The organism is Paenibacillus sp. UNC217MF (genome assembly GCF_000686865.1).
Lineage (GTDB): Bacteria > Bacillota > Bacilli > Paenibacillales > Paenibacillaceae > Paenibacillus_B > Paenibacillus_B suaedae.
Map to the genome: position 1 here is coordinate 348,593 of NZ_KK366028.1, position 21,779 is coordinate 370,371.

The following is a 21,779-nucleotide window of genomic DNA, read 5'->3' on the forward strand; positions in this document are numbered from 1 at the left end:
CCGGGTTTTCTTGTTGTTGTGGTGCTAGGCATGATGGAGCTTCACCTTTTATACGATGTGAAATCGGATGATGGAAGATATCTGCTGCAAAGGAGATGCTAGATTGGCTATATACGCCCTCCTACTAGTTATTGCTTCAGCCTTCGCGCATGCAGCTTGGAATATGTTCGCGAAGCGGAGCATTCATAAGGAATCCTTTTTATTTTGCTTACATGGGTTGGCAACCGTCGTGTTCATGCCATTCTTTATCCATGATCTTGTGATCATGCACTGGACTTGGACGAATGGCTTGCTGCTTGTCGTGTCCTTACTGCTGCAAGGGATATACCTCTGGCTCGTATCCAAGGCCTATCAGATTGGGGATCTGTCCAAGGTATACCCGATGATGCGTGGAACGGCCGCACTCATTGTGCCAATTGTTAGTGTGGTGCTATACCAAGAGAGCCTGTCTCTTGTTGGCTGGCTCGGCTGGCTGCTCATTGTTGGAGGTTTGTTCGCACTTAGCGGCATGTTCTCCTCGAAGGAGCCGCGTGACAGGACATGGTGGCTTACCTTGGCAATTACGACGACGGTAGGATTGTGTACGGCCAGCTATACGCTGACGGATAAGATGGTGGTGCAGTTCTTCAGCCCCTTGGGTCTGATTCAAATTTCGAACTTAGGTGCACTCCTATTTTTAGCGCCTTCTGTCCTGAGAACGAAGCGGCTGCGCGAGGAATGGCGCATCAATTGGCGCACGATTGTACTTGGCTCCGTCGTCTCTCCAGGCTCCTACTTGCTGTTCTTGTTCGCGATGACGCTTGGTCCGCTTGCACACTTGGCGCCCATTCGTGAATTCAGCATTGTGATCGGGACATTGCTCGGCATCGTTGTGTTGAAGGAACAGCAGGGCTGGACGAGAATTGCGACTTCGGGGGTCGTAGCAGCCGGTATGGCCTTGATCAGCATGTGGGGATAGCGTGGATAGCAGGAATCTTCCGGTTCGTTGTTCAGTGCGACTTGCTTGCGACCCATTTGCATTTGAATGAGTGAATGTAATATATAAGCAAAAAAAAGCGCCCGCCCTCAATGATCGTCTGTATGCAGCAGGTCAGTTGAGACAGCGGGCGCTCTATGTTCACGAGGACTCTCGTGTTAATTCACAATCTTATATTTATCGTTCGTCAGCTCGAAAATTTTCTTAATGCCTGATGTAACGTACACCTTATGATCCGTAGTGATGAAGATGGCTTCAATATTCGGATCTGCCTCGACGAACTTCAATCCCTTCTCTACACCGAGTGCGAATAAAGAGGTAGACAACGCATCGGCATCCGTCGAGTTGTTCGTCACAATCGTTACACTGCTAAGACCATTGTCAACCGGATACCCGTTAGCTGGGTCAAGAATGTGGTGGTAGTGTTTGCCGTTCTCCACAAAGTAACGCTCATAGACACCTGATGTAACAATCGTCTTATCAGTTACCCTCATCTTGCCGATTTGGTTGCCGCGAGATTCATCCGGGTCTTGGACGCCAATGGTCCAGTCGGAACCGCCAGGCTTCGGTCCAACGGCAAAAATATTGCCGCCAAGGTCAATAATGGCGCTAGGGAAGCCGTTCGTGCGCAAGTAGTCAGCAATACGGTCTGCAGCGTAGCCTTTGCCGATGCTGCCCATATCCAGCTCCATGCCTTCACGGTTCAGCTTAATTTCATGCTTGTCCGGGTTGAGCGTAACATCCTTATAATCAACCAGCTTCAAGGTTTCTGCGAGTTTCTTCGCATCCGGCACTTTCGCATTCTCATGGCCAATATTCCATAAGTCCACGATTGGGCCGACGGTTGGATCGAATCGCCCTTCGGTACGCTTCGCGTAATCGAGCGACTTGGCAATCAGATCATAGGATTCCGGCGTAACCGCGACAGCTTGCTTGCCGGATGCAGCATGGATCTTGGCCAGTTCGCTCGTGTCCTTCGTACGGTTCAGACGGGAGTCGATTTCTTTTAACAGGTTCTCGATATCTTTGAATTGTTTTTGATTCGCTCGCTCATCATAAATCTTGACGGTAACGATCGTATCAAAAATAAAGTAGGATTGCTGCTTAATGGCGGATTTCTGGCTTGCAGTATCGCTCGTTCCAGATGCATCTTTACTGCTGCCGCAACCACTCAAAATAAGGGCGCAAGCAGAGAACAGAACGATGGCACTGCGAAGCAGGCTGCGTGAACGTATCATAAGGCGATTCCTCCATATATATGTGTAATGAAATAGACAGGATTTGAACATCCTTGTATTAAGGAAATAGGCTCGTAACCAAGCATTTTATTATAGCAGTTCCCCAAAAAGTTGCAAACCAAGCATATCACAGAAATGCAGACTATCACGTGCATATTCCGCTGAAGTTCACGGTTATGACATGGACGAACATTGAACCTTCTTTCACGAAGAGGTATAATAAAAATAGCTTCAAAATTAAAATGTAACCCGAGGAGTCAACAAGATGAAACGTGGAGATCTGATTCTCATCGGAGTCATTATTGTCGCGGCGCTCGCATTTCTTGTGCCGAAGTGGTTCTTTCAAAACGAAAGTGAAAATTTGCACAATTCCAAGGTGGTCGCTCATATTTCTGTAGATGGGAAACCTTATAAACAAGTGGAATTAACCGAGGAAGAACAAACTATTCGCGTCGAAACCGATCATGGCTTCAACCTATTGAAGGTGCATGATAAGGGGATCGAAATGATTGATGCCGATTGCTCCGACAAGGTGTGCCTGTCGTTCGGCTTCGTATCAAGACCGAATGATACAATCGTATGCTTGCCTCATCGCGTGCTTGTCGAGCTGTTCAGCGAGGGCGATGCTGGCCAGGAGAGTGACATCGATGCCGTCGTACAATAATACGAATCGTATTGCCGTGTCCAAACAGTCCGAAGCGTTGAAGAAGGCGGTCATTATCGCCATTTTCAGCGCTGTTGCTGTTGTTCTCGGCTTCGTAGAGGCCATGCTCCCGGTGCAGACGATTCTGCCTATCCCGGGGGCGAAGCTCGGATTAGCCAATGTAATGATCTTGGCGTGCTTATACTTCTTGAACGGAAGGGACGCATTGACGCTCGTCATCTTGAAGACACTGCTCATGACGCTCATGCTGGGGACCTTCTCTGCCTTCCTATTCAGCTTCTTAGGATCTTTGTTCAGCTTCATGGTGATGTACGCCATCTTGAAAATTGGCCGCGATAACGTCAGCCTGATTGGTATTAGCGTCGTAGGCGGCGCCGCGCACAACGCCGGTCAGCTGACTGCGGCGTATATTGTGTTTGGTACGGCAAATATTTTCTACTACTTGCCGGTCTTGCTTATTACGGGTGTTGTAACAGGCATCTTTATCGGCATCGCAGTGAAATACATTGTCGCAGCACTGGCGAAGCTGCCGCTGTTCGACTCGCTTGCTCCACAAATTGGGGTGGCGCATGGCAAGGAGACAAGTGCAGATAGTGCCGCTAATGTTACTACTGCTGTTGCGGGGACTGCCAATGATGTTGGTACTGCCCATGCCAGTTCTGCATATGAAAATGCAGTGTTTATGGAGAACATCCATTTCCAATATCCGCACCGCTCTCCTTTATTCCATGGGATATCGCTTCAAGTTCCGCGCGGGCAGTGGGTATCCGTAATTGGGCCTAACGGCTCGGGCAAGTCGACACTGTTGAAGCTTATCAATGGATTGTTCACTCCGCATGCTGGGCATATTTATGTCAACGGGGAGCACCTCAATGAAGAGAGCGTTGCAGATATTCGCCGCCAAGTCGGCTTTCTGTTCCAGAACCCAGACAATCAGTTCTTCGCCATAACGGTGCGCGATGATATTGCGTTCGGCATGGAGAACCGCCAACTGCCGCTTGCTGACATGGAACGCCGACTTGAGCAGGTAGCAGATGAGTACCGTGTGCGGGAATGGCTCGATCGGCATCCCGCGGAACTGTCGGGGGGACAGAAGCAGCGTGTGGCGATCGCAGGTATGATGGTACTGAATCCGGACATTTTGATATTTGATGAAGCAACCTCGATGCTGGATGAGCGTTCGAAGCGGGAGCTGACCGCTCAGCTTCAGAGCTTGCATGCGTCTGGGCGCTACACGATTCTATCGGTTACGCATGATGCAGAGGAAATACTCGCTTCGGATCGGGTTATTGTCGTTAAGGACGGAACGATAGCGGCGGATCTAACGCCATCTGAGCTGTTCGCAGACGAAGCACTCATGAAGGAGTGCCGCTTGCAGGCGCCATTTACCCTCCAATTGGCGAAGGCGCTGCAAGCAAGAGGCATGGACGTGCCGGATACGAATGACGAGAGAGAGCTGGTGAATGCACTATGGCGATCATAACTGCGGAACGGGTCACGTATCGCTATCAAGGGCAAGGGGCGCATGGTGTCCCCGCACTAGATGGATTGAATGTCACGTTCGATGAAGGACAATTCATCGCGCTTCTCGGTTCAACCGGCTCGGGCAAGTCAACCTTGCTTCAGCATTTGAACGGGATCTTGCAGCCGACTTCTGGAAGCTTGAAGGTACTAGAGTTCACCTTCCAAGGAGGCACGCCAGAGCGCGGCTTGAAGGAACTTAGACGCCGTGTTGGGCTTGTCTTTCAATTTCCGGAGCAGCAGCTGTTCGAGGAAACGGTGGAGCGGGATGTCTTGTTCGGCCCCTTGCAGTTCGGACAGAGCGAGGAGGAGGCGAAGGCATCCGCTCGCAGGGCAATGATGCAGGTAGGTCTGCCTGAATCGCTGCTGCAGATTAGTCCATTTGAGCTAAGCGGCGGACAGATTCGCAAGGTAGCGATTGCGACCGTTCTCGCCTCGAATCCCGAGATTGTCGTACTTGATGAGCCGACGGCTACCCTTGATCCGGTGAGCAGAGCAGAGCTCATTGAGCTGCTGCATAAGCTCTGTAAGGAAGAGGGCAAGACGATCATTATGGTAACGCATCGTCTGGATGAGCTGTTTGCCTATGCAGATTCGTTCGCCTTAATGAAGGATGGGCAAGTAACCTTTCAAGGCACGCGTTCGCAGCTCATGGCGCAGCCGGAACGACTAGAGGAGGCAGGAATTCTTCTGCCTGCAACGATGCGTCTAGCAGCACTTGTTATGGAGCGATCAGGTGTGCCAATGGATCAGCTTCCTTGCTCGGTAGAGGGATGGACGGAATGGCTCGCTGCCACGATTGCAGGCGTAGGGCTCGAAGGAAGATCACATTTTGCAGGCAAGCAGTTGGAGCAGCAGGCCGATTCATTGGAGGAGAAGGAGGAGTAGCCTTATGCAGGCGAAAATGATGCTCGGCCGCTACGTGGCAGCCGATTCATGGATTCATCGTCTTGATCCGCGCGCCAAGCTGACTGCGATGGTCATCTATCTAATCGCGGTCATTCTTGCAGAGCAGTTCGCTGAGCTTGCGGCGCTTACGGTGTTCGCGCTGCTCATGATGATAAGCTCGCGTATCTCGCTATACCGCTACTTCCGCGCCTCCCGGCCGCTGTGGCTCATTATGGCCTTCATGTTTATTTTCTATCTTCTATTTGATTCAAGCGGCAGTGCACTTGTCCAAGTAGGCGGCTTGAAGATTACGACAGGCGGCGTTACTTATGGGGCATATGCCGTATGGAGAATGGCGCTGCTCGTGACGCTGACTGCGATATTAACGTTTACGACAGCACCCGTTGAACTGAATCTGGGTCTTGAGCGCGTACTCAAGCCAATTCGATTCGTAGGAGGCTCTCCGCAGCGCTGGTCGATGATGATAGGGATATCGCTGCGCTTCATTCCAACCATATTCGAGGAAGCGGAGAAGGTAATGAAGGCGCAGGCTTCGCGTGGAGCGGATTACGCGGATTTGTCCTTCACGCAGAAGGGCAAGCTGGTTATGACACTAATGGTGCCAGTCATCGTGAGTGCCTTCCGCCGTGCGGAGGAACTGGTACAGGCGATGGAGGCGCGTGGCTATGTATTGAATGCACCGCGTACGTCGCTGCGCCAACTGCAATGGAAGCAGGCTGATACCTGGTTCATGGCGTTATTTATTGGAATGTTAGTGCTTATTCTACTATGGTAGATCGGTGCGCAATCCGTTGCTTTCCTCTAAGAAAAAGAGGAGCGGCAGCGGATTGCGCGTATTTATTGTATATATTGTGAAAATTGTCACAATAACAGTTTAAATATGTTATATTTAGAATATAAATATTTGGTTATTCGAAAGAACGCAAGGCGATACCTTAGAAGTGACTACTACTTGAAACGAATGGACTTGGGGGAGAGCGACTGTGGCTAGATATTTTAATGGGAAAGAAATTGAATTGTTGGCACCTGCCGGAACGTTTGACATCTTCAAAGCTGTCATTGATATGAACTGCGACGCTGTATACTTCGGGGGACCGTCTCTGAACATGCGGATGATGCGCAAGGGCTACAATCTTAGCTATGAAGAAGTACATGAAGCCGTGAACATGGCGCATGAACGCGGCAAGCGCGCCTATATTACTGTGAACAACTTGCTCAATGAAGGTGATCTGGACGAAGCGAAGCGTTACCTGTCGTTCTTAAACGAGGTAGGTCCAGATGCGATTATTGCGCAAGATTTGGCCGTATTCCCACTCATCCAAGACATGAATTTATCGAATGTACCGGTTCACTCTTCAGTTATGATGAACGTGCACAACTTAGAGATGATCGAGGCATTGAAGGAAATGGGCGTTACACGTGTTGTGGCATCCCGCGAGATGGATCTGCATACCGCAGAGCTGCTGCAAGCGAAGACAGGCATGGAGTTTGAATATTTCGTCCATGGGGATATGTGTACGGTGCATGGTGCAAACTGCTTCTACAGCTCGATGTTGTATGGCAATAGTGCGAATCGTGGACGCTGCATGAAGCCATGCCGCTGGGATTACCGGGTGAAGAAGGACGGCAATGTATATCCAACGGAATATCCGCTTGCGGCGAAGGATATGTACATGTATGAGCATATTCCAGAGCTGATCAAGTCGGGCATTACTTCATTCAAGCTAGAGGGACGGATGCGGGATTTGGAGTTCCTGAAGATGATTGTGAACAGCTATGGCGATGCAATCGATCGCTACATTGCGGATCCGCTCGGCTATGATCGGAAGGAGAACAGCGACACGCTGTATGAGAACCGCAAGCGGGACTTCTCGACGGCCTATGCGTTCGGCAAGCCAGGGCTTGATTATATCAACACGCGTTATGAGGGAACGGGGAAATTTTATAGCACAGGTAAAGTATTCAGTACACCAACGGCTGAGCGTGAAGTGAAGCCAGAGCGACTGGAACAGGTTCGTGATGCCTTGGCGGGAGTTCGTCAGTCGGAGAAGATGAAGCAGCCGCAATTGTCTGTACATGTCAACAATGCAGAGCAGGCGAAGACGGTGCTCGAAGCGGGTGCAGACATTGTCTATTTGACAGGAGACGTATTCCAGCCTGATGTGCCGTTCACTCGCCAAGATATTGAGATGTTGACAGCGATGAAGGGGTCTTCGCAAATCATTCTGGGTATGCCTCGTATGATGAATGAGCTGCATATGGAGCAGTACAATCACTTCCTGCTTGGAGGTCACTATGGACTTGATGGATTGCTCGTCACCAATATCGGAGCTATGCATAAGTTCCGTGACATCGGTCTACCGATGGTTGGCGATTTCAATCTAAACGTATATAATCATATGTCGGCGAAGCTGTACCATGAACACTTCGGTTTGGAGCGCGTACATGCATCACTTGAGCTTCCGCTGAACGACCTGGCGAACCTGCTGCAAGAGACAGAGCAGGTACCTGTCGAAATGATCGTTCACGGCTCGCCAATCGCCATGTATCTGGAATTGGATCTGTATGAAAATACAGTCGCGATAGAGCCGATCATGCAGGAGGACAACAAGTACGTCGACAATCAGCACCTGGTGCTGATGACAGACAAGGGCGAGAATCCGGTGTACCGCGATTGGAGCGGACGCAACCACTTGGCATTGGCCAAGGAACTGTGTTACTTGCCGTTCTTGAAGGAACTGCATGAAGCGGGCGTGAACCACTTCCGTATCGAGGGCAAGTCGTACACAACTGAGCAGCTGCGCAGCATCGTAGGCACGTACCGTACAGCGTTGCAGGACTTGTCGCTCTGTGGTGAATTGTATGCCGGCATGAAGCCGGAATATGCAGGCTACACACTAGGGTCGCTGCAATTCGGCGAAGCGCTGTCGATTGATTTGCAGCCAGTTCATGCTTAGTTTGCATTCTTAATAGATCTATAGCGGCGGGCTTAGGCTTCTTATTTTGCTATTACGGTGTCCTAAATAGTTTTTCTATATCGGTTCTGTACCTGTGGTAGAGAATGCGCTTCTTCTCTTTCCTAATCTCGGATGAACGAATGAGTTGGAAGTACGCATGACATCATGAATAGAGATAAAGTAATGATGGATAAATAAGAGAATAAAGGCAGTAATGGAGTAGAGAGAACAAGAAGCGGCAGGGCTTGACTTGAATGGCCAAGTTACAGTCTGCCGTTTCTCCAGTTCAAGAAGAGAAAGGGTGGCAATGACGTGAGCAAGGAGCAAACGACATATATCGGACCAGAAGGTATCATAGAGAAGCGGAAGCAATATTTCTTCCCGTGCACGCATCATTTCTATCGCAACCCTCCGCAAATTGTACGCGGATCGATGCAATATTTGTATGACGAGAAGGGCACACAATATACTGATTTCTTCGCAGGGGTATCAGTCGTGGCGAGCGGCCACTGCAATCCGGCGATTACTGGGGCGACGATCAAGCAGCTGGAGACGCTGCAGCATACGACGACGATTTATTTGACGCAGCCGATGGTTGATTTGGCGGAGCGGCTCGCAAACGGCGTCCTGCCGGGTGATCTGAAGCGTACTTTCTTCTGCAACAGCGGCTCGGAAGCGAATGAAGGTGCGATGCTGCTTGCTAGACTGCATACGAAGCGCCGCAATTTCATTGCGCTGGAGTATGGCCTGCACGGGCGCACATTCCTGACGATGGGCGTAACGGGCATCCCGATGTGGCGTGCTGATGATTATTTGGACAGCGGAGTGACCTTCATCCCGCGTCCATACGATCCAGAGACAGACGATGAGACGGCGGCACGCCGCTCGATTGAGGCGCTGAAGCAGGTGCTGGAGGAGAAGGGAGATACATTTGCAGCGATGCTCGTGGAACCGATTCAAGGCAATGGAGGCATGATTGCACCGCCAGATTGGTATTTCCGCGAGGTGAAGGCGCTTCTTGAGGAGCATGGCGTATTGATGATAGCCGACGAGATCCAAACCGGCTTCGGTCGTACAGGCCGTATATTTGCCATGGAGCATTACGGCGTTGTGCCAGAAATTATTTCGATGGCAAAAGCACTAGGCAACGGTGTGCCAATCGGTGCATTTGCGACAACAGATGAGATCGCGGCAAGCTTCAACCGTGCGTCGGCATCGACATTTGGCGGAAATCCGGTATCTTCTGTTACTGCGCTGGCTGTACTCGATTATATTGAGCAGGAAGACTTGGTAGGCCGTGCAGAACGGCTCGGGAATCAGTTGAAGTCAGGCTTGCAGGCACTGCAGGCGAAGCATGCGGTACTCGTTGATGTACGCGGCAAGGGCATGATGCTTGGTGCGGAGCTGCACGGTACAGACGAACAAGATAGCGCAGCACTTACGGATCACGTATTGGAAGCGATGAAGGATCGCGGCTATATTATTGGGAAAAACGGCATTGGCCGCAACGTACTAGCCTTCCAGCCGCCGCTCGTGATGAACGAGCAAGATATTGAGGGGATGCTGAAGGAACTGGACGCAGTATTGGCGGAGGCGGTTCAATAGGCTGCTTCGCCTCGATTCGGAAACGTCCATTTGACTCTGTTGAATAGAGAGCTCCTAGCAGGGCAACATGATCGCATCTAGCAGGTTGGAATTGTGCCTGTTAAGGACAATAGATATAGATATTTGAACACTCATGGGGTGTATGTAAGCTATGGTTATTATTCAAAAGGTTATTCGCAAAACGCGCATGTTCGGAGAACTGGTTATGTTCTCCCATACGCTGTTCTCACTGCCGTTCGCCATTATCTCGATGGTATGGGCAGCAGGAGGGGTTCCCTCCTTCCATGTCATGCTCTGGTCGCTCATTGCGCTCGTAGCAGCCCGCAACGGAGCGAATGCGTTCAATCGCTTGGCCGATTTGCCATTCGATGCAGCGAATCCGCGCACGGCGCATAGGCATATGCCGCAGAAGCTGCTGCATGGGCGTGAAGTGACGCTGTTCGTCATCATCAACTTTGCGATCTTTATCGCAGCGGCATGGATGCTGAACCCTCTCTGCCTATGGCTGTCGCCTGTGGCGATTGTACTTATCTGCTCGTACTCGTTTACGAAGCGGTTCACCTGGCTGTGCCACCTGTACTTGGGCTTTACGATTGCATCAGCTCCTATTGGTGCTTGGTTCGCCGTGACTGGGAAGTTTGCCGTAACGCCGTTTATATTGGGCACAATCGTCATGCTGTGGATTGCGGGATTCGATATCATCTATGCGACGCAGGATATTGAGTTCGACCGCAAGACCGGATTATGGTCGGTGCCGAGCATCTTCGGCTACGAAGACTCGCTCTTCATCGCGCGTTCATTGCATACGATCATGGTCGTGCTGCTGCTCGTACTGTTCGTCATTCGGGGTCTAGGCACCGTTTACTTAATCGGCATCGGTATCGCGGTCATATTGCTGATGCTGGAACACAACATCATCAAGCCATCCAGCCGCAAAAGGATGAATGTCGCGTCGTACAACTTGAATCAAGTCATCAGCATGACCATTCTGTTCTGTACGATGGCTGATTTTTTCTTGAAATAAGAATTAGGATAAGAACAGGAGTTTTGTCTCAATGACATTGCTCCTGTTTTTCTTTATTGAGTTTGATCATATTCGGCACACGTTTGTTATAATAGTTGCAATGAATAGTAAATATTTGGAACGTGCGGACATCGAGATAATATGAGCAGTTAAGAACACGTTTCTTGTAAAAGGGGGCGTTAGAAAATGAAGATGAAAGAAATCGCACTCTCCGTTATTATCTATGCTTTTCTAGGGTATTTATGGGTTCTTTTTTCGGAGCGAATGGTCAGCATTGCAAATGCAATGGGCAATATGCTCATTGGTGGTTTGCTCCTATCTGTTGGGACGTTGTTATTCTTCGCTATTGTTAATCGAATTGCACCTTTCCACAATTATAAGCTCACCCACCCTACGAGATTAGCCGGTGCTGCTTCTTTTCTAATCGTCGTATTAAGTATTTTATTTGTATAGATATTCTGCTCCCACCACACCTAAGGGTTGATAGTGCATGTAATATGCAGCGTACCTCATAAACCATTTCCCATCTTACGGGTATTTCCTAACATGCTCCTAATTAAAGGGGGATTCAACTGTGGATGGACTTATTATTACCTCGGCTTTTATCATACTTTTACTACTTGTAATGCGACTTATTCGATTCCGCGGAATAAATAGATCAAACGTGACTATGTCGCTTTTCGGGATAATTGTGATTGTTGCGCGCCCTAGTTTTAGAGTGGAGTATCCTGTTCTTTTTTATATCTTGTGTACCTCGTATGTGGTTATTGGGGTGATTATGTTTTTTGTTTTTCTTTGTGGTAAAAGGGATAGGTAGAGCCATGGTCAGGTATAGGTAGGAAGCTACGTGATTCCCAAATCCAGCGTAAGTAAAGGCTGTGTCACTCTAATTTGAAAAAATGGACATTAGCTATTAAAAAACCCGCCCCTTTATCTTAAGAGGCAGGTTTGCTGATTTTTTGGTGGTTGGAATAATCGGCAGGCAACTCTTTATGAAGAACTGAGCTGCTTACTTAACACCCTTCATATAGCTCTGAATCTTAGGTGACAGCAAATAAAGCACCAGACTCAGCACGAGGGCCACTCCACCAATAACTCCGAAGTATAGCATCTCAGTCTCGGGCGTATAGAACTTCACAATCTGTGCGTTAATGGCTTGAGCAGCGGCGTTGGACAGGAACCATAAGCTCATGGTCTGAGCCGAGAAGGCCGCAGGTGCAAGCTTCGTGGTAGCCGAGAGGCCAACTGGCGACAAGCACAACTCTCCGAGTACAACGACGAAGTAGCTGAGGACGAGCCACAATGGGTTAACGAGCGAACCAGCACCGCCAAAGTAAGCCGGCAGCAAAATGATCAAGAAGGACAGACCAGCAAACAGCAAGCCCAGAGAGAACTTCTGCGGTACAGTCGGTTGGCGATTGCCGAGCTTAACCCACAGCCACGCAAATACAGGTGCGAATAGGATGATGAATAGTGGATTCAACGATTGAAACCAAGCCGGTGAAAGATGAATACCCGCGAAGTCCAATTGGGTACGCTTGTCCGCGTAGTTAGCTAGAATCGTAGATCCTTGCTCCTGAATGGCCCAGAACATAATCGCAGCAATAAACAAAGGAATGTACGCAATGATTCGGGAACGCTCAACGGGCGTTGTTTTTGGACTGCGGTACATCACGACGAAATACAAGGTTGGAATCAGTATTCCCAACACGCCAACAAGCTTGATAAAGGTGTCAAACGTAAGTGCGCCTAATAGTATCGCAATCGTAATTAAAGCAGCGAGAACAACAATGCTTACACCAAGAATGGTAAATACCTTTTTCTTCTCGGCAGGTGACAGCGGGTTAACGACGACTGTACCGGCAATACCCAAATTTTTAGGACGAGTTACTACGAAAACAATTAGACCTAGCAGCATCCCGACAGCGGCAAGACCGAAGCCAAGGTGGAAATTATTCATCCCAACTGTTCCTACAACCAGAGGAGCGAGGAAGCTTCCTAGGTTAATCCCCATATAAAAAATACTGAAGCCCGCATCTCGGCGATTATCCTCTTCCTTATAAATATCCCCCACTAAACTGGATACATTTGGTTTCAACAGTCCTGTACCTAATACAATCAAGATCATAGATACAAAGAAAAGAGCGGTATTTCCCGGTATGGCCAGCACGATATGCCCGCACATAATCAAGACTCCACCATAAAAAACCGCTTTCGACGTACCGAATATTCGGTCAGCCAACCAACCTCCAATGATTCCTGACATATATACGAGTGATCCATAAATGGACATGATGGCAAGCGCGATGTCTTCCGGCAATCCAAGTCCGCCCTGCGTCACCTCATAATACATAAAGAATACAAGGATAGCCCTCATCCCATAGTAGGAAAATCGCTCCCAGAACTCAGTGAAAAAGAGGGTGAAAAGGCCCTTAGGATGTCCAAAAAACCCTTGTTGTGGGACACTTTCTATTATCTTCTTCTTATCATAATTGGGCATAACAACTCTCCTTTGATGTCGATATCCTGCTGCAGCGAATTGTATAATAATGAGTGTAAATTAATTATAATACTTGTTGTGGTTTTACAGCAACCATCCACAGATAGCAATATAAGTAAAAATAAATATGCCTCTTCCAATATTACTATTCCACATGACTGAGGTATTCATCACTCTTTTTTCGATGCTGTTAATTGGGTGTTTTGGAGAGTAGCTGGGATATGCTTCAGAGCAGAGAGAAGCAAGTGTATGTAGGTAGGAATGGGATGAAGATACCTGGAGTATGGGGGAAACGGATACTCAGAGAAATCGTGGAACAGGTGAGCAGGACGGTTAAGCCCTTCATATTCTCAAATGCTGTGGCCATTTGCTCCGAATTGAAGAGCCATATAAAACAAGAAACCCGCCTCCTTAACAATAGGGGCAGGTTTCTTGTTATTTCGTACTGGAATCACCGGACACTTCTTCGTGCTCCATTGCATATTCAAAATCATCGATATCGTAAATGGGAATCGGGATTTCGTTCGTAATCAGGCGATCTACATATTCGAACTGATCAGTAAGTAAGGGAGCCTGCTCACGTATAGCGGTAAGGATAAGTTCCGTTTCGACGGGGTCAAATGTCTCGCCATAGCGGGCGTTATCCATCGCATTGACGACAATGCAGGATACGTTGCCCTGCAAAATAAGCGGTGGACTGTGGCGCCAAGGGGCTGTCAGTGCACGTTCGATCTTCTTCTTGTTCAGCTCGCTCTCGAAGTAGGAGATGAGCTCCTCAATTTGCTGCTTGGCATATACGTCTTCCTCGGGATCAGGCATGACCTGGTCACCTTCCAGACGCATTTCGTACAGCTCGAGTATCGTCGTGTATGGAATTATATATTCGACTGGACGCGTTGGCACAGACAGTTGACCATAGACCGCCAGCATGACTGCTTCTATTACGAATTGGCGAGGCTTCATCGTCGTACCTCAACCTCCTTCATCTATGGTGTAAGTGACAGACAAGCAGCCTGTACATATTTATAATACCACCTTGCCCTAACGCACAAAAGAGTAAACGGTACAATTTGTAAACAATTGATACTAAAAAAATAGCCAAACCCTTATTTGAACAAGGATTCGGCCATTTCGCGTAGATTATTAGTAGGTGCGGGCTTCGAAATAATGCCACAACGCCTTCAAATCCCGGTGGGCAGGATAAGAAGACAGCTGCTCCGTTATATTCCAAGCCTGCTTCATGAACTCATGACTCATCTGGAGCGCTTCATCCAATGTGCCACTGCGATGAATAAGCGCAATTGCCTCGTCGAATGCATCATCTGGTGAATCTGCCTTCAACTCATGTATCTTCGCTGCGATCGATGCGTCACGCATGGCCAGAATGACCGGCAGCGTTGCATGTCCGTTTCGCAGATCGACCCCAGCAGGCTTGCCGAGTGATTCCGAAGATTGGGTGAAGTCGAGAATGTCATCTCTGACTTGGAATGCCATCCCGAGCTGATCGCCGAATGCATACAACTGATCGATTACGTGTTCATCAGCGCCTGCTGCCTTCGCACCTAGCTGCAGGCAAGTTGCCATCAAGAGTGCCGTCTTGTTGCGCGTCTTCTCCCAATACGCATCAAGCGACAGGTCGAAGTTGTATTTCAACTCCATCTGCTGATATTCACCTAGACACAGCTGCGTCGTTGTAATCGACGCCAGATCATGTGCGTAAGGCTCATGATCCTTGCCGCTAGCTGTTAGCAATTCGATGACACGGCACATAATGTAGTTGCCAATGTGAACCGCGTCATAGATGCCTGTCTTGCAGTGCAGCGCTGGCTGGCCTCGGCGCGTATCAGACTGATCCAGGATGTCGTCGTGAATAAGTGACGCTACATGAATAAGCTCGGCAGCAGAGGCAAGTCGGAAGACATCTTCGGATTCCACGTCTGTGCCGAAGCGGCTGCCTACGATTGTCATCATAGGTCTAAGACGCTTGCCTCCTGCACGGATGAGATCCAACACGCTCTTCGCGACAATGGATCGGGAGGGGACATCCGGATCGTGCAGAATAACGCGTTCCAAATCCCGATTAATTCGCCGTAGGGAGATGTTCAGCTGATCGCTCAGCGTACCGTTAAATGATGCCATAGGAAGCCACCTGCTTATAATGAGTGGACACGAAACGGCCCATTCGTTGATGAAGCATCATATCCGAGGCAGTGCCCTCGACACGGCGAATCTGGATGCGCTTGTTCGTCGTTGCCAAGTCTATAATGAGCTGTGTCATTCCGTGGCGAACGGCGAATTGATAGTACAGGCTGAGCAGGAAATCACCGTCCAACACAGCCTTGCCCGCGAGCTGTTCATCCTGCGGAACATGTTGATGTGTACGCAGTGCTTGACGAAGCAGCCAGTAGCAGCCGAGCAGCACTTGACGTTCCTGCTGCTGCATATCGTACGCATTCAGCATGCGAGCCATGTCGAGCAGCAGATGTTCATCCGTTCCAGCCGCCAATTGAATGCCGGTGATCGGCGGGAGATGCTGTGCCAGAAGGTCACTTGTTTGATTCAATAGTTGCCGATTCATGGGAACCCCCCGCTTCCCTCAGAAATAAGGAAAGTAATGTGACACGAAGTACACATTACTTTTCCAGTACACCATACCATCTATTCTTGTTGAGCAATTAATCCGTATACAGGTACCAGCGCTTCACAAACGGAATCTTCTTCCAAATGCGCTTCAGGCGTGGATACAGGTAGTAGTCCAGACCGAACGTGCTGCCGGAACCGCCGATAAGCGCGATGCCGCCGAAGAAGTACCAGAACATTTCATAAGGAGCCATACCGGACGTGTAGATCATGACGCCCATCGCAACAGTTCCGATCGATGCGATCGCTGTGAACAAGCCCAAGATCAACATAATACCGAAGATAACCTCAGCTGCAACCATGCAGCCTTGGAAGATGTAAGCCATTGCTGTATAGCCGCCATCGTTTGTATAGAACATCAAATCCATCGACCAATCGACAATGCCCTTGACGAAATCAGGCACTGGAATCGCCTTGATAGCCGTACTTGCACCTTCAACAGCTGATGCTGCTGTTTGTGCGTCAACCGTTGTATGAACTGCATCAACCGCTTGAGAAGCTGCAGTCACACCATCCATCGCCTTAGGCGGGATGAGGAACATCTGCGAAGGATCCTTCAGCAATTTCGATGCCTTCTCCCAACCTTGGGATAACCACATGAAACCGATATAGATCCGAAGCGGAACAAGCCAGAAATTCGGGGAACGCTTAGCAAAATGTCCACCGACGAAGCTGCGGCGATTCTTCACATGGAAGAATTCGTGCATCATGTAAGACCAGATCTTATGGAAGCCAAGTACTTGCAAGAAGTACACAATATTAATCATATGCTTGAAGAACATGGCCATGAAGCCAGTGAAGTGGAACATTTTCTTCGGCGTGCCGATAGCGGCTACCCCGTAGCGTCCACCGATACATACCATCGTACCGTGGAAGGTTGGCTTATACGACTTATGTGTGCCATTCTTCAAGTCAGCCACGATATTATGTGCGATAAGACCAGCAGAGTGCTCGGCGTTCTCAACCATTTGCGGTACAGGACGCTCTTCGCCTTCCGGAATATAGAAGATGTTGTCGCCGACAACATACACATTTTTGTGATCAACGGACTGCAATTTGTCATTTGTCAAAATGCGCTTGCGTCCTTGCTGCTGAACATCGAGGTTGCCTACAAGGTCAGAACCTTCGACACCGGCAGTCCAGATAACCGTGCTCGATTTGATTTCATTATCGCCAAGGACAACGGAATTCGGCGTAACGCCGGAAATCTTCGCACCTGTGATAATTTCAACTTTCATTTTGCGGAGATACTTGTCCGCTTTGTCAATGAGCTTTTGCGGCAGGATTGGCAGGATTTTCGGAGCCATATCTGCTACGACGAGGCGAACCTCAGACTCGTCCACATGGAACTCATGGCACAGCTCTTCGCGATATTCCGCCAATTCGCCGACCATTTCGACACCAGTGAAGCCGGCGCCAACAACGACGAATGTGAGCATTTGCTTGCGCAGCTCTGGATCTGAGATCTTCGTCCCGTCCATGAACATTTGACGAATTTGTTGTTTCAGTTTAACTGCATCCTCGAACGACCAGAGGGAGAAGGAATTCTCTTCTGCACCCTCGATACCGAAGAAGGATGGCTTACAACCTGTACCGATAACAAGATGGTCGTAATTGTAGGATTTCTTTCTGCCATGCAGCTTCTGTCCGTTGAAATCAATGTTCTCGATCTCATCCAGCACAACGTCTACTTTCAGACCTGCAAAGATTTGCTTCAGGTCCATTTTGATTGCTTCTTCTTCGACGCGGCATGCTGCAACCTCGTGCAGCTCCGTCATCATCGTATGGAAAGGTTTACGGTCGATGAGCGTAATGCGAATGTCTTTGTCTTTCTTCAGACGCTTCGCCAGCTTTTTCGCTGTCAGTACGCCACCATAACCGCCGCCCAATACAACGATCTCTTTCATGGTTTCACCCCGTTGTAATGCTTATTTGTCAATATTTAAAAATTGAACTATCTAATGCGAACAAGGGAGCTCCGCGAATAAAAAAGCGATATATGGCTCTCAAGCATTCATACGCTGCTTGTGCCCATTTTGCTTTCCTACTGCGGAGCTTCCGTGTTATCTCTATGTGATCAAGGAAGGAGTAGACTTATCTTACTTTGCTTTAGCCAGTGCTTCTTGAGCAAGTTTCACGAAGCTGCCAACGTGGATGGATACGCCGGATACAGCGTCTGTTTTACCTTCGTTGTTTACAGCGATCGCAGCTGGATCTTGCTTAGCGATAAGTTCTTGCTCCATTTTTTCAGCTTGCTCGTGCCATTCAGAAGAAGCACCGCCAGCTTTCATACCGTATTTGCCGTCTTGAGATTGCTTTTTCTTGGAATCTCCGCCGTCTTTATGAACGCCATCCCAGTTTACAGCTGTGATTTTGCCGTCTTTAACTGTGATGTCCATTGTTTCTTTCCAACCGGATTTCTCATCGAAATCAGGAGATTCTGCATGGAAGTCGCCGTCTTTCAATGTTACTTGAGCAGCGTCTTTATTCGCTTCTGTTGATGTGTTTGTTTCAGGTTGTTTTGCAGCTTCTTCTTTCTTATCTCCACAACCAGCCAACATACCTACTACCAATACTGCGGATAGTAACAGTACAAGTTTCTTTTTCATAAAGAGTCCCCACCTTTTCTTTAGTTCAAAATTACTTTGTGAAAATTATAACTAACCGATTTACAATGTCATTTTAACATTAACTCCCTCTATTTAATGTGATATATGTCACACATAAAGGGTAAATCTTTAACTAAACCAAACTTTTTCCACGACTGTTTATTAGCTGCGCATTGACGATGCGGCTATGTATGACAATATATTCCCTCCATATCGCTCACAATATACGAGAGGGGCATCGGTAACGTTCATCCATCCATGTAAAATAATTGCTTCCACTTAATATAAGGGATAATTGCATCGCTGTTCAGTGATATTTTTCTATTGGCATGAACGATATGCATATGGTAAAGTTATGGCTTGCGCCTAAGCGCCGCGGTTCGTAACCATCCCGCGTAATCAAAACTAGGGAGGAATTTTATTATATGTTCAACTTTACTTGGGGCATTTTGTTCGTCCTTGCGAACTTTGCCTTCTTCTTGATTTGCTACCGGGCATTTGGCAAGTCGGGACTATATGCTTGGATTGGTGTAATGACGGTCATCGCTAATATCCAAGTTGGCAAGACGATTGAGATGTTCGGCATTGTCATGACGCTTGGCAACACGGCGAATGCAACGCTGTTCTTGACAACGGATCTGTTGAATGAAAAGTTCGGCCGTAAGGAAGCGAAGCGCGCAGTGTGGTTTGGGTTCTTCACGTTGATTATGACGACGATTATTATGCAGATGGCTCTTCGCTTTACGCCTGAGGCTTCTGATATGGCGCGTACGGCACAAGCATCGCTGTCGAATATTTTTGATTTGATGCCGCGCCTTGTCGTAGCAAGCTTGACCGCGTATTTCGTCAGTCAGTTCTTAGATGTGAAGCTCTTTAGTTGGGTGAAGGAACGATACCCGAAGGCAGGTCAATTGTGGATTCGAAGCAATGGTAGTACAGGAATTAGCCAAATGGCGGATTCGCTCGTATTTTGTACGATTGCGTTTGCTGGCATGGTGCCTTGGGATGTATGGTTCCAAATCTTTATTACTACTTATGTCATTAAGCTCATCATCTCGGTGTTGTCGACACCAGTTCTATATTGGGCTAGAAGCTTCCCTGTTCGTGAAGATGTGGAAGGGCAGCAAGCGAAGTAGGGAGCGCCAATGGTTGACTTGGTAAACCGGTTCTAGCTTTCTTAATAAATGAAGACCCCGATACCGATATGAAGTTCTCCCTGTCAAGTGATGGGAGCCTATCATGGTGTTGGGGTCTTTGTATAGGGAGTTTGTCCGAGCGGTTCGCTCCCTGAGGGATTTTTTTTATGATCACGAATCAACCGGCAGTTCCGCATGTATCGTCACGGAACCATTCCCGCTCGTTGCCCAAACGCGTCCGCCTGCCCGTTCCACGATGTCGCGCACGATCGAAAGCCCAATGCCCGCACCACCGTACGTGCGCGAGCGTGAAGGATCAACCCGGTAAAAACGTTCGAACAAAAGCGTCAGATGCTCAGGTGCAATCTCCGCTCCAGTATTCGTAACCTCCACGCGGAGCATTTTAGCGTTTGCTTGCATCGATAAATGAACCGAATGACCATTCGGCGTATAGCGCATCGCGTTGTCGAACAGATTCTCAAATACGCGTAGGGCGAGAACTTTGTCGATCATGACGCAGACCGGGGAGGAAGGTACATCCTCTTGAAAAACAATTGCTTTTTCCTCCCATTTCGGCATATACCTTGAAGCGGCTTCTTGGGCAACGGATCGGAGATCGACCGGATTTGAGGGAATGGCCGCTTTCAAATCGCTCTCCGCCACAGCCAGACGGTGGATGTCCTCCACTAGACAAACGAGCCGCTCTACTTCGTGGTAACATTTATCGAGCGTTTCGGGCTTTGCGGAGAGGACGCCGTCTTTCATCGCTTCCATATAGCCCCGTACCGTAGATAGCGGATTTCTGAGCTCGTGGGCTACGTCCGCCACAAGGCTTCTTCGAAGTTGTTCGATCCTCTCAAGTTCCTTGCCCATTTGGTTGAATGAACGAGCCAAATCGCCGATTTCGTCGTTCGATCGAATCTTTGCCCTCACGGTATAATCCCCGCTCGCGACTCGTTCAGTCAGCTTCCGCATCCCGGACAAGGGGCGGATGATCGAACGGGTGAACAGCCAGTTAATCCCAATGGAGAGGGGGATGATGGCTAGACTGGTATATAAAAGATAACGCCCCGTAGCCGATTGGAACATGAGGAAATTTTGGTACAGCATTAAGCGGTTTTCTTCTATTAGTTGAAGCGTGTACTGACTAAATCCGATGCTGATTCCGGCTACAAGCAAAATTAATACTATCGCGTTAATCGCAAGGAGCTTGTAAATGAGTTTGATTTTCACCGTTTACCCTTCCTTTAACCGGTAGCCGATGCTCCGGACGGTTTCAATGAGATCGAATCCGGGATCAGTATCACGGATCTTTTGCCGGATATTGCCGATATGCACATCCACGATGCGGTCGACAACATCTTTATCGCCCAGCGGATACAGCACGTTCAGCAAATGCTCGCGGGTACAGACTTTCCCTTGCATTTTGAGCAAGGTGATGACAATTTGAGCTTCCTGGTACGTGAATTGCAGGGGTGCTTTCTTCCAATAAAACCGATGGCTTTCGGATTCGTATAACAAATTCGCGTTATTGTTCAAAATGAGCCCCGAAGCTTTCCGCTCCGACGTACGCATCCGGCGTAGAATTGCCTGCATCCGGGCGACGAGTTCTCGCGGGCTGAACGGTTTGCACAAGTAATCGTCGGCTCCACGTTCCAAACCCCGGATTTTGTCCTCTTCCTCGATTTTAGCCGTAAGCATGACGATAGGCGCGCTGCTGATTTTGCGTATTTCCCAGCATGCCGTAGTACCATCCATGAAAGGCATCATAATATCCAGAATGATGAAAGATGGAGCCTTAGTTTTCACCAGTTCAACAGCTCGCTGCCCATCGCTCGCGGCAAGCACTCGGCAGTTCAGTGCCCCAAAGTATTCCTGCAAAAACGAGACGAGCGAAGCATCATCGTCCGCAATCAGAATAGGACCTTCAAGCTGCAGCTTATCCATCGGAACATTCACCTCCACGGCTATCATTTTATCAGACATGATGCTCTCGTGTT

At 48.8% G+C, this 21,779-nt stretch carries 19 protein-coding genes; 10 read left to right on the forward strand and 9 right to left on the reverse strand.

Annotated elements, in window-relative coordinates:
* The first annotated feature begins 103 nt into the window (after positions 1–103).
* Positions 104–958, forward strand: a complete 855-nt coding sequence (locus tag BP95_RS0123195; protein WP_021257265.1) for a DMT family transporter — start codon at positions 104–106, stop codon at positions 956–958.
* Positions 959–1,134: 176 nt separating this feature from the next.
* On the opposite strand, the gene BP95_RS0123200 is transcribed toward BP95_RS0123195, so the two are convergent.
* A complete protein-coding gene (locus BP95_RS0123200) occupies positions 1,135–2,214 on the reverse strand; it encodes an FAD:protein FMN transferase (RefSeq protein WP_021257264.1) in 1,080 nt (359 codons plus the stop codon).
* 265 nt (positions 2,215–2,479) lie between these two features.
* Between BP95_RS0123200 and BP95_RS0123205 the strand changes: the two genes are divergently transcribed.
* The 8 genes from BP95_RS0123205 (at position 2,480) to BP95_RS0123245 (ending at position 11,347) form a co-directional block, all read left to right on the forward strand.
* On the forward strand, positions 2,480–2,878 hold the full coding sequence (locus BP95_RS0123205; protein WP_021257263.1) for a NusG domain II-containing protein: 399 nt from the start codon (positions 2,480–2,482) through the stop codon (positions 2,876–2,878).
* Positions 2,862–4,361 (forward strand): energy-coupling factor transporter ATPase, encoded by a 1,500-nt coding sequence (locus BP95_RS32115; protein WP_028533360.1) that lies wholly within the window; start codon positions 2,862–2,864, stop codon positions 4,359–4,361. The genes BP95_RS0123205 and BP95_RS32115 overlap by 17 nt, the downstream gene beginning before the upstream one ends.
* Positions 4,349–5,287, forward strand: coding sequence for an ATP-binding cassette domain-containing protein (locus BP95_RS31235; RefSeq protein WP_021257261.1), 939 nt, complete (start codon positions 4,349–4,351; stop codon positions 5,285–5,287). Before BP95_RS32115 ends, BP95_RS31235 begins: the two co-directional genes overlap by 13 nt.
* Before the next feature lie 4 nt (positions 5,288–5,291).
* On the forward strand, positions 5,292–6,083 hold the full coding sequence (locus BP95_RS0123220; protein WP_021257260.1) for an energy-coupling factor transporter transmembrane component T family protein: 792 nt from the start codon (positions 5,292–5,294) through the stop codon (positions 6,081–6,083).
* 208 nt (positions 6,084–6,291) lie between these two features.
* Positions 6,292–8,265 carry a peptidase U32 family protein gene (locus BP95_RS0123225; protein WP_028533361.1) on the forward strand — a complete coding sequence of 658 codons (1,974 nt, stop codon included), beginning with the start codon at positions 6,292–6,294 and terminating at the stop codon, positions 8,263–8,265.
* Between the two features lie 312 nt (positions 8,266–8,577).
* Complete coding sequence (locus BP95_RS0123230; protein ID WP_021257258.1) at positions 8,578–9,870, forward strand: aspartate aminotransferase family protein; 1,293 nt, start codon at positions 8,578–8,580, stop codon at positions 9,868–9,870.
* A gap of 151 nt (positions 9,871–10,021) precedes the next feature.
* The gene (locus BP95_RS0123235; RefSeq protein WP_028533362.1) at positions 10,022–10,894 is read left to right on the forward strand and encodes a UbiA-like polyprenyltransferase; all 873 of its coding nucleotides are present in this window, start codon (positions 10,022–10,024) and stop codon (positions 10,892–10,894) included.
* 186 nt (positions 10,895–11,080) lie between these two features.
* Complete coding sequence (locus tag BP95_RS0123245; protein ID WP_021257256.1) at positions 11,081–11,347, forward strand: hypothetical protein; 267 nt, start codon at positions 11,081–11,083, stop codon at positions 11,345–11,347.
* Positions 11,348–11,903: 556 nt separating this feature from the next.
* Here BP95_RS0123245 and BP95_RS0123255 read toward each other — a convergent pair.
* From BP95_RS0123255 to BP95_RS0123280, 6 genes are all read right to left on the reverse strand, one after another.
* Positions 11,904–13,394: a peptide MFS transporter gene (locus BP95_RS0123255; RefSeq protein WP_021257254.1), complete on the reverse strand. Its 1,491-nt coding sequence runs from the start codon at positions 13,392–13,394 to the stop codon at positions 11,904–11,906.
* Positions 13,395–13,829: 435 nt separating this feature from the next.
* Entirely contained in the window at positions 13,830–14,357 is a 528-nt protein-coding gene (locus BP95_RS0123260; RefSeq protein WP_021257253.1) for a hypothetical protein, read from the reverse strand.
* 180 nt (positions 14,358–14,537) lie between these two features.
* On the reverse strand, positions 14,538–15,533 hold the full coding sequence (locus BP95_RS0123265) for a polyprenyl synthetase family protein (protein ID WP_021257252.1): 996 nt from the start codon (positions 15,531–15,533) through the stop codon (positions 14,538–14,540).
* On the reverse strand, positions 15,520–15,972 hold the full coding sequence (locus tag BP95_RS0123270; RefSeq protein ID WP_021257251.1) for a hypothetical protein: 453 nt from the start codon (positions 15,970–15,972) through the stop codon (positions 15,520–15,522). Before BP95_RS0123270 ends, BP95_RS0123265 begins: the two co-directional genes overlap by 14 nt.
* 97 nt (positions 15,973–16,069) lie before the next feature.
* Positions 16,070–17,941: an FAD-dependent oxidoreductase gene (locus tag BP95_RS0123275; RefSeq protein WP_028533364.1), complete on the reverse strand. Its 1,872-nt coding sequence runs from the start codon at positions 17,939–17,941 to the stop codon at positions 16,070–16,072.
* 192 nt (positions 17,942–18,133) lie between these two features.
* Entirely contained in the window at positions 18,134–18,643 is a 510-nt protein-coding gene (locus tag BP95_RS0123280; protein ID WP_021257249.1) for an FMN-binding protein, read from the reverse strand.
* Between the two features lie 425 nt (positions 18,644–19,068).
* Between BP95_RS0123280 and BP95_RS0123285 the strand changes: the two genes are divergently transcribed.
* The gene (locus BP95_RS0123285; protein ID WP_021257248.1) at positions 19,069–19,779 is read left to right on the forward strand and encodes a queuosine precursor transporter; all 711 of its coding nucleotides are present in this window, start codon (positions 19,069–19,071) and stop codon (positions 19,777–19,779) included.
* 171 nt (positions 19,780–19,950) lie between these two features.
* On the opposite strand, the gene BP95_RS0123290 is transcribed toward BP95_RS0123285, so the two are convergent.
* Complete coding sequence (locus tag BP95_RS0123290; RefSeq protein ID WP_021257247.1) at positions 19,951–21,012, reverse strand: sensor histidine kinase; 1,062 nt, start codon at positions 21,010–21,012, stop codon at positions 19,951–19,953.
* 3 nt (positions 21,013–21,015) lie between these two features.
* Positions 21,016–21,765, reverse strand: coding sequence for a response regulator transcription factor (locus BP95_RS0123295; RefSeq protein ID WP_081819963.1), 750 nt, complete (start codon positions 21,763–21,765; stop codon positions 21,016–21,018).
* Between the last annotated feature and the right edge of the window lie 14 nt (positions 21,766–21,779).